General features: G+C 54.9%; 4 protein-coding genes. All 4 read left to right on the plus strand.

The window, feature by feature from the left end; all coding sequences use genetic code 11:
• The first annotated feature begins 187 nt into the window (after positions 1 to 187).
• The 4 genes from Q3C01_RS15030 (at position 188) to Q3C01_RS15045 (ending at position 9,466) form a co-directional block, all read left to right on the plus strand.
• Positions 188 to 3,118 (plus strand): PAS domain-containing protein, encoded by a 2,931-nt coding sequence (locus tag Q3C01_RS15030; protein ID WP_458146103.1) that lies wholly within the window; start codon positions 188 to 190, stop codon positions 3,116 to 3,118.
• Positions 3,111 to 4,718, plus strand: a complete 1,608-nt coding sequence (locus Q3C01_RS15035; protein ID WP_458146104.1) for a CHAT domain-containing protein — start codon at positions 3,111 to 3,113, stop codon at positions 4,716 to 4,718. The genes Q3C01_RS15030 and Q3C01_RS15035 overlap by 8 nt, the downstream gene beginning before the upstream one ends.
• Positions 4,719 to 4,730: 12 nt before the next feature.
• A complete protein-coding gene (locus Q3C01_RS15040; protein WP_458146105.1) occupies positions 4,731 to 5,987 on the plus strand; it encodes a hypothetical protein in 1,257 nt (418 codons plus the stop codon).
• Positions 5,988 to 6,745: 758 nt separating this feature from the next.
• Positions 6,746 to 9,466 carry a PAS domain-containing protein gene (locus Q3C01_RS15045; RefSeq protein WP_458146106.1) on the plus strand — a complete coding sequence of 907 codons (2,721 nt, stop codon included), beginning with the start codon at positions 6,746 to 6,748 and terminating at the stop codon, positions 9,464 to 9,466.
• Positions 9,467 to 9,783: the final 317 nt, after the last annotated feature.

Below are 9,783 nucleotides of genomic sequence, written 5' to 3' on the forward strand. Positions count from 1 at the left end.
CTCCCGAAGGAATTGGTACGCGAGCGCATGCTCCCATCGGCAGGGAAGCTTCTCCAGCGTCAACGACAATCGTGCTGACCTACTTATTCCCCCTTCTTCTACAACCTCGTGTGAAATAGATCACACCCTCAGCGTGCAAAGTGGCCTACATGTTAGCCTGCCCGTTGCAATCCCGTGGGGGGCTCGAATGGTTGCCGCGTACCCTGCGAAAGATTATGCCAGACAGAGCATCGCTGACGCCCTCCAAGACATAATCCAAGGTGGGCCGTCAGAAACTGCGGCACGCATTGCAATCTCCGCCCTGCGCAACGCATCTTACACCGTCGCTCAGCTCCTAGAAGAATGCGCTTCAGCCAAAGACGCGGTGCTTCGCCAGGCCGATTGTTCCGACCATATAATCAAGGTGTGGCAGCTCATCGATTCCGTCGCTGCAGCAGCGCTTCGTGAGACTGCGTGCATCCACGAGACAGTTCTGAAGACCTGCGCCCGAGGATACGTGGAGCTCGGTCCGACTGGAACAGTGATCTACGCCAACGACGCGCTATTAGAGTTTTGTCCGGACTTAATCGGTCGACGATTGGCGGACGTCTTCCTGGAAGCGGACCAAGTCAACGAGGCGCTCGCAACCGCAAGACGTACTGGACCATTTCGTTTCACTCTTCGCTGCCTTGCGAAGCAAATTCCCGTCAATGTTGAATTTGGGCCAATTCGAGCTGGCCCAGTGTCACACTATGCTCTGATCGGGGATATCCGCGCTTACGTCGCCGCTCAAATTACCGGCTTCCAAAGCGCTCCTTTTGGGATAGCTCGTGTCGATGCAGGGGGGGCAGTTCAGTTCGTCAACCAAAGCGGCTCAGAGCAACTTGGTGAACCTGCAAGTCATTTGGTAGGAAGACGCGTCGCGGAGCTCGTTGCCGAACGAGAGTGCGGCTGCTTGGAGACCTTCATCGATCCGATACACCGGAGCCCCGACGGCCCTGTCGCAACATTTCACATCTTGCATCCGAAGCGGGGCGAAGTGCCCATCGAGGTCTCGGCAGTACCTGAATTCGCCCCCCAACATCGCCAAATCGGGACTCTTGTCTTCTTTAGATCTTTGGAATTGGACCGAGCACGCGCGGACATCTATGAAGCATGTGAACGATATCGCGACTCAAAGACGCTCATCAGCAGGCTTTTTGACATATTGAAACGCGTCATTCCGTTCGATCTCGCCATCTTCGGCATCTATTCCGACTCGATGAAATACTATCGGCGTTTGCAGACATCTCCTCCTCAAAAGGGCCCCGACGAAACGCGATGGTCCGAAATCCCTCCAGAGTTCGCGCAATGGATCTTGTATGAGCAGCCATGGGCGTCAGATCTTGAATCCTACTTTGATAAGTTCACAACCGGCGCCGAAGTTCGACAGCGTCCGATCGTTAAACGCATGATCGCGGATGGCATCAAATCGTTCATCTGTTTGCCCGTTAGGCAAGACAACCAAGTTACGACGGTCCTTACTTTGTTGTCACGCGAGCGTGGTCGATATGGAGCAAAAGACTACGATAATCTGAGATCGCTACCCGTAGAACAGGCGTTGCGCATGGCAGGCGAGTGGCACCGTCAGCGATTGGCGCAACTTGTACGTGAGACCGTACCGTGCTTCGCCGAGGCAAAAAGCCACCGAGAGCTTGCCCACATCGCCACCCGCCAATTGGCAATGATGTTCGACTGGGAGCATGTCTCATTATTCAAGGCGAACCACCTCAAGCAGCAATTTGAGCTCCTCGAGCACTCCGAAACGCCCTGCAGCGGCTTCGCATTACCAACGGACTATCGACAATCCTTCACGGAAGGATTGATGGGTCAGGCCCTGCGTGATGAAACGCATCGTTCCATTGATGATACGTACGAACTGACCCTACCGTATCCCTACGTCCGACTGCATGAACGTTCACGGTCGTCGCTCTGCATACCCATCCGACTTGAAGGCACAATTTCTTGGATGTTGAATATTGAGGACACGGCCACGCACGCGTTTCACGGAACCGACCTGCAGGGCTTACTAGCCATTGTGGCGGAGCTCTCTCGCACCCTTGATCGCCTCTTCCAGGCCCACCTTACCGAAAACATTCTTAACCTCACCGATCAAGGCGCGGTAGTCATCGACGCTATGGGCAGGATTCGTGACCTGAACAAAGCCGCTGAGGTCTTACTCGGCGCACCAAAGCAGACCCTTCAAGGGCGGCCATTTGTAGAGTTTGCCACGCCCCGAAGCGAGGATGTGCTTGCGGAACGCAGCTTGACTACCGAACGGCATTTAGTACTTCGCGATGTGAATGCCGCATGTCGGCCGGTGATCGCGTCATTGCGCGTGCCAAGCGATGACTACGATCACAAGATCTGGCTGCTTACCGACACCGCCCAGCAAGATTGGAACATCGAGCGGCGGTATCTTCGCGAGGCTGTTCATGATGTCGCGCAGCAGACCCGCGTTCCACTCATGATTGCTGGTCGTTTGGTAAGCCGGTTGGCTCATCTGTTAGCTGACGACGAGGTTCATCCCCGCATTGAAGAAATCATAAGCAAGGCTCTCAAGCAACTCGGAAAGGCTGACATCACGTATGAGCGGCTAGTTGGAGGCTTAGTTGGTAAGCGTAGCCTCGATGAGCCTCGCACTCCATTGAACCTTGCCCACATGCTTGACGAGGTCCTAAGTGAGCTGCCGGACGACGATCGCCTCCAGGTTAGAAGTGATGTTAGTGGGACGCCGATTGTCCTTGCCGAACAAAAGGCTGTCGAGTTCGTTCTGAAGTCGATACTTTTCTACCTACTTCGCAAGAAGCCGGTGGAGCGCTCAGTCGAAGTCAGCGTTGCGGCAGAACCCAAAGGCGTCAGGTTACATCTATCGATAGCGGCCCGAAAAGCGCCGACAACGTCATCCCCACTGGACGTTGTGTCCCGCTTCGAAGAAGAGGCGAGAGCCACGGCGGCGCTCGCCCCGGATTCGCTGCGTTCCGCGATCGAGTCCCAGGGCGGCCAAGTGCGCATACCGGATCCGAGCGCGGCGACCATGACGTTCGAGGTTTGGTTGCCCGATCCAACAGTCCGATGCTCAGGAGGCTCACATGCTTGACAACGTGATCGTGGTCACAAGCTCAAGCGAGCTCTACAGTACAATACAGGCAGAATTTCTTGAGCCGCTGGAAGGCAATGCTTTGTGCCGCACGGTACTGCCTCAACTCAAGACGACAGACGCCACGCTGCTGGCTCTACGAAGACCACGACGATCGATCGATCTCCTTGTTATTGAGGCGACTACTCCTTCTTGTGGGGAGTCAGCTGATGGGGAATGCGGCGATCCGACGCTACGACTGCTAAAAGAATTGGCGACGAGTAAAACCAAATGTCTCGTCCTGCTGTCGCACCGAATGGAAGCCATTGAAGCTTATTGCGCAAGTAGCGAACTATGCTATGCGCTTTATACAAGGGACTTTCTACTCGGGAGCCTACGTGCGGTCCTGATTAAACTCGGCGTTGACAGTGAGGGGCCGCGTTCATCCGATGTAACCGTCGAAATTGAGATCGGTGATCGCCTCAGCAAGCTGAGAATCCTCGACGGCGGGCGCGAACAGAATCGGGAAGTGCCCGTTCCAAACTACAACTCGGTCCGCAGTACCGCCGACAGCTTCCGCACTTGGCGGATGTTTGAGACGGTTGAGGAGGCGGGGTGCAAAAAGACGCGCGCTGTGCCCGCGTGGCGAGATCATCTTAAACAGGCGGGCATGGCCCTCTACGACAATCTCGTGCGCGGTGTTCTTGGCGAGGGACTTCTTCAGGAATATATCCAGAGACCTGCCGGCCTACTGGGCCTCCATTTTCGGTTTCACATCGGAGATAGCCTATTTTCAGCTCCATTTGAGGCACTCTATGATGCAACAACCGAGAGCTTCATCAGGATTCGCTCGCCATTGACACGCCGACTTCTCATAGCTTCCGGCGTTCGCCCAAACAATGATAACCGCCGCGCACAGCTGAGCAGAGATCTTAACATTCTTTTTGTTCGAGCTCAGGTTGACGGCACTGCGCAGATTGTTGACGAGAAGGGCGAACCGCTCGGACACAGCAATTGGTTCGAATTTGAACCTCTGAAGAATCTTGAGTTGGAAGAGGAGCTATTCCGCAAACAGATCGACGGGCACAGCTGGCATTCGGGCAAGATTGTTGTCGAATATTTCCCGCGCAAAAATGATAACACGATTTTCGTTGATGGCCTTCGCCATATACTTGAGACAAGACAATTCGACTGCGTCCATTTCGCCGGTCATTCACTGACTACCGACACTGATCAGACTTTTCTCATAGTGCCAGGGCAAAAGCCGTATGCGCTGTCGGCGTTACCGGTGAGCGCATTTGCGCAATGGTGCGGCGCCGCCGACGTGCGTTTCGTATATCTCTCCTCTTGCCGAGGAGGGTCCTGTCGCGCGGTACAGAACCTTGTCACGAATGGAATCCCCGATGTTTTCGGTTTTCGCTGGGACGTCGAGGACGAAATGGCAGCAAAGTTCGCAGAGGTTTTCTACCAGAAATTGCTTCTCAGCGAGCAGTCGATCGCGAAGGCCTACCGGGACGCTTGTGAGTCTTTACATAATGATCCGGAGCGCCGCACCAGTCCAATCTGGGTGTCATCGATACTGATTATGCAAACAGACGATTGGTGGCGCCGAAGCGCTTAGACGGAGCCGATCATGAAAGCCTTTGAAACAGTTCATGAGTGGATCAATTGGTTTCAAGCACGTCCGCCAACCCGCCAATTCTATAGGGCGATCCCAAATGGCCGGGTAAAGGACGACCCGAAGCCGGGCTCGATCAGCGGTCAAGCGTTCGAGGCCGAGTCAAGTTACGTGAGCATTCGGATCGCTGAACTACATCTTAAAAATGGGGGGGAGTATTTTAGGAACTTTCTTCCTGTTGGCATTATCCTGTCTGAGTTTAGTCAGGGCGGACAGAAACGTGCACAGCCATTCTTCTTAAACAATCAGCGACTCAAGCAGGCACTTGGAATGGATGCCGATGATCTTGGTTGGGTGCCTATGGAAAATGTCTATGCGCTTCGCTATGTCCCGGTGAATGCAGATGGCTTGTCTATGTTTTGCGGCCTCTTTCGAGTCGTGCATCAGGACTTCGCAGCAGCCCTGCTCGATCTCATAAGCGAAATTGGAGGACACATCGCGGGCTCAGCCATTGGGGAGAGCTTGGAGATCGCAAAAGCCGTTTATGCGAGGCTCGGGAGTGTTATCGGTCTCAAAGGGGTAGAGTTCCTCCTGGGTCACCTCGATGGATCATCGCTGGACCATGGTAGCGGTTATCGGGTGTTCGCAGGGGCTGCAATGGGTGACCGAACTCTTGATGACCTATGGATGATTGAAGGACGACTAAGGCACAGCGATGCGGAACGAACGAGACCCGTAACTGAATTCGACTATTGCGTACTTGCCGTAGAACGCCTGGAAACGCGGGCGCAAGCGAACCTTCTCACGACCCTTCCCCTACACCAGCAGTGGCTCAAAGTCGTTCCACATCTCACTGGCAATCGGCTCAGCGAAGCCGAAGCGGAGTTTCAGAAACTGCAATCCGAGATTCTGCTTTCTCCAGATCTTACAGAACAGGACAAGCTAATCGCCCTTGCAGTCTATCAGACGAAGTGGGGCGACGTGAGCAATTCCATTAAGCGGCCGGGTAACCACACGCGAGGCCCCACCGCATCATTCAGAAAGGGGCTGACCATTGAGAGCTCTGCACAGCGATCAGCCGGCAAGGACGGTGTTGCGGATTTTGGTGAAATTATCCTCGGACAACTTAACGACCGAGTTGACGGCCGAAGGGCAGATACACTCGTAGAAGCAGAGGTCTCGTTTTTAAGGGAGGCAGTCAGGGCCACGCAGAAGCCAGCAAGCAGCTCAGAGGTAGCAGCTATGCTGACGGCCGCGCGACTGCGAGCATAAGCATGAACTTCACCGCTTGTTCCAATGCCGATTTGTTGTTGCTTGACGCGGCGTCGCGAACCGGGCGCCGGCAACAATATCAATGATCCGGCTGCAGTCGCAACAATGTGCCGCGAGTGAATGCTGAGCGTGCTGCGGTCTTTGGTGATGCCGCTCCGCGCGATATTATCGTCGCAAATCTGATGTTATGGAAAAGCCTGGCCTCAGGCTGATTGGGACACTCAACTATTTCAGCATGTGCGTCCCTCCCAGCTTCAGCACCAAACATCGAAGCTCCAAATGGCGGGCGTCAAATTCTCTAACAGACAACTGATATCATCTTAGCTACCATTGAACGCGCTCCATAGTTTGCAGAGAGAACTCGGCAAGCGGTCTCACATGCCGACGGCGGAAAGCCCATCATAACCGCGTGACTTCAACGACAAGGAAGCTGCTATAGTTGACGCGCAACTCTTTTGCAACCCAGTGTGAAATGGATCACAATCCCCACATTCGAAATGGTCTTACACTTCAGCCTGGCCCATTGCGACGCGCTGGGTGCTCAGATGCTTATTGCGAACGTTGCGAGAGACGATCTTGGACGCAGCGTTGCCCACGCGCTCCGGGGCGTCGCCCAAGGTGAACCACCAGAAGTGGCCGTGCGAGCTGCAATCTCTGCACTTCGCAATAGGTCGTACACAGTCGCTCAGTTCCTAGAAGAATGCGCCTCAGCCAAGGAAGAGATACTCCGCCAGAACGATAGTCCCGACCAAATACTCATGACGTGGCAGCTCATCGATTCCGTCTTTGCAGCAGCCCTTAATGAGACCTCGTGCATCTACGAAACAGTTCTGAAGACCTGCGCGCGCGGCTATGCGGAGCTCAGCCCGACAGGAACCGTGATCTACGCCAACGAAGCGCTACTGGAATTCAGCCCGCACTTAATCGGCCAGCGACTGGCGGACGGCTTCCTTGAAACCGAACAGGTCGAAGAAGCACTCGCGGTTAAAACGCGTACGGGGCCATTCCGTCTCACCTTGCACGGTGTTGCGGCTGATATTCCCGTCAACGCCGAATTCGGACCGATTGGAACTTACTCTGGCCCGGTGTCGCACTATGCTTTAATCGGTGATATTCGCGCCTACGTCGCCGCACAAATCGCTGGCTTCGAGAACGCACCGTTCGGGATTGCTCGTATCGACGCGAACAGGGTGGTCCAGTTTGTCAACCGTTGTGGCTCCGAGCAAGTCGGCAATTCCGCGAATAGTCTGGTCGGAAAGCAGGTTGGGCAACTCGTTCCAGAAGGCGAGCGCGATCGCCTGAATGCTTTCATCGATTCGATCTACGGCAGCCGCGGCGGTCATGTAGCGACCTTCCACATTCTGGATTCGACTCGAGGTGAGATACCAATTGAGGTCTCGGCGGTACCCGAGTTTAGCCCTCAACATCGACAAATTGGAGCCCTGGTCTTTTTTAGGTCGTTGGCTATGGAGCGTGCACGCGATGACATCTATCAAGCGTGCGAACGTTACCGTGAGCCAAAGGCGCTCATCAGGGGGGTCTTTGACACGCTGAAATCCGTTCTTCCGTTCGATCTGGCTGTTGTTAGCATTTATTCAGATTCAATGAAGTTCTATCGGCGGCTACTGACTTCTCCTGCGGCGCAGTATGCGGGCGAGGCGCGATGGTCCGAAGCACATCCGGAGTTCGTACAATGGATGCTGTATGACCAGCCGTGGGCGCCGGATCTCGAGTCCTATCTCGATAAGTTCAAAGCCGGCGCTGAAGTGCGGCAGCGTCAGATCATCCAGCGCCTGATCGCCGATGGCATCAAATCCTTCATCGCCCTTCCTGTTAAGCAAGATAGCAAAGTTACGACGGTCCTTACCCTGCTGTCACGCGAGCGCGGCCGATATGGAATTAATGAGTACAACATCCTGAGGTCGCTGCCTGTGGAACAGGCCCTCCGCATGGCAGGGGAGTGGCACCGCCAGCGATTGGCACAGCTCGTACGGGAGACCATCTCGTGCTTCGCTGAAACCAGAAGTCAACGTGAACTCGCCCAAATCGCCGCCCACCGGCTGGCCATGATGTTCGATTGGGAGCACGTATCGTTGTTCAAGGTAAATCACCTTAAGAAGCAATTCGAGTTTCTTGAGCAATCCGGCCGAACTAGCGATGGTTTCACGTTGCCGCCAGACTATCGTCAGTCATTCACTGAAGGGCTCATGGGCCGGGCGCTACGCGATGAAACGCATCGCGTCATCGACGACACAAAGGATCCGAACGCGCCGTATCCGTACATCCAACTATACGAACGATCGCGATCATCGCTGTGCATACCCATCCGACTTGATGGCACAATTTCCTGGATGCTGAACATTGAAGACACCTCAACACACGCCTTTCATGGGACTGATCTGGAAGGCGCGCTGGCCGTGGTGGCAGAACTCACTCGTACACTGGATCGAATGTTCCAAGCTCATCTCACCGAAAATATTCTCGATCTCACCGATCAGGGGGCGGTGGTCGTCGACGCCATGGGCCGGATTCGAGACTTGAACAAAGCAGCTCAGATCTTGCTTGGCAGCCGAAAGGAGGATTTGCAAGGACGGCCATTCGTTCAGTTCGCGACGCCCAAATGCGAAGATGTACTCACGGAACGCGGTTTGACCAACGAACGACACATTGTACTTCGGGATGTCAAAGGTTCACCTCGACCAGTGATTGCATCTTTGCGCCAGCCAAGCGATGAATATGATCATAAAATTTGGTTGCTCACGGACACGGTTCAGCAGGATTGGAACATCGAGCGGCGCTATCTTCGCGAGACGGTCCATGATGTCGCCCAACAGACCCGCGTCCCGCTGATGATTGCTGGCCGCTTGGTAAGCCGGGTGACCAGCTTGCTGGCCAACGACGACGTTCGGCCCCGGGTTGACGACATTATAGACAAGGCTCTTAAGCAGCTCGGAAAGGCCGATATCACGTATGAACGACTGATCGGAAGCTTGGTGGACAAGCGCAATCCGGACGAGGCGCGTGCTCCACTGAACCTTGCCCACATGCTCGATGAAGTTCTGGGTGAGCTGCCGGAAGATGATCGCCGGCAGGTTAGAAGCGACGTAAGCGGTACGCCAATTGTGCTTGCCGAACAAAAGGCGATCGAGTTCGTTTTGAAGTCGATACTTTTCTATTTACTTCGGAAGAAGCCAGTGGATCGCTCAGTCGAGGTCAGCGTTGCTGCAGAGCAACGGGGCGTCAGGCTTCAGCTTTCGATCGCGGAGCGAAGGTTGCCGACTTATCCTCCGCTCGACGTCGTGTCTCACTACGAAGAGGAAGCAAGAGCGACCGCCGCACTCGGCGCTGATTCTCTGCGATCGGTGATCGAAGCTCAAGGTGGCCAGGTCCGCATGCCGGATCTCAGTGCCGCGGCTATGACGTTCGAGGTTTGGCTGCCCGACCCACAATTTGTTGCCCAAGGAACTTCGCATGCTTGACAGCGTGATCGGGGTTGCAAGCTCAAGCGAGTTCTACAGCACCATTCAGACGGAGCCTGAAGGCGATGCACTATGGTGAACAGGGCGAACCGAGACGCAACTGTTGAAAGCGTTAGGGTCACAGTCGAACAAGACCAGAGGGCCTTATTCGGCTCCGCACCGAATGGAGCCCATTGAAGTCAATTGTGCAGGTAGCGAGACGAAATTAGTTCGCTTCCTAGCGAACTGAGCGGGCTTGGCTGTCATTCGGCCTGCAATATTGCCCCCCTAAGCCGGGGGATCGGCGTCCAAAATTGACCCCCTGTAGGTTGGTCTGT

The sequence above is a fragment of the Bradyrhizobium sp. UFLA05-109 genome (assembly GCF_054185165.1).

What these genes read in the sequence shown, in the direction of transcription:
- Q3C01_RS15030 (WP_458146103.1), top strand. Translation starts at nt 188, where the DNA reads ATGGTTGCCGCGTACCCTGCGAAAGATTATGCCAGACAGAGCATCGCT.
- Q3C01_RS15035 (WP_458146104.1), top strand. Translation starts at nt 3,111, where the DNA reads ATGCTTGACAACGTGATCGTGGTCACAAGCTCAAGCGAGCTCTACAGT.
- Q3C01_RS15040 (WP_458146105.1), top strand. Translation starts at nt 4,731, where the DNA reads ATGAAAGCCTTTGAAACAGTTCATGAGTGGATCAATTGGTTTCAAGCA.
- Q3C01_RS15045 (WP_458146106.1), top strand. Translation starts at nt 6,746, where the DNA reads ATGACGTGGCAGCTCATCGATTCCGTCTTTGCAGCAGCCCTTAATGAG.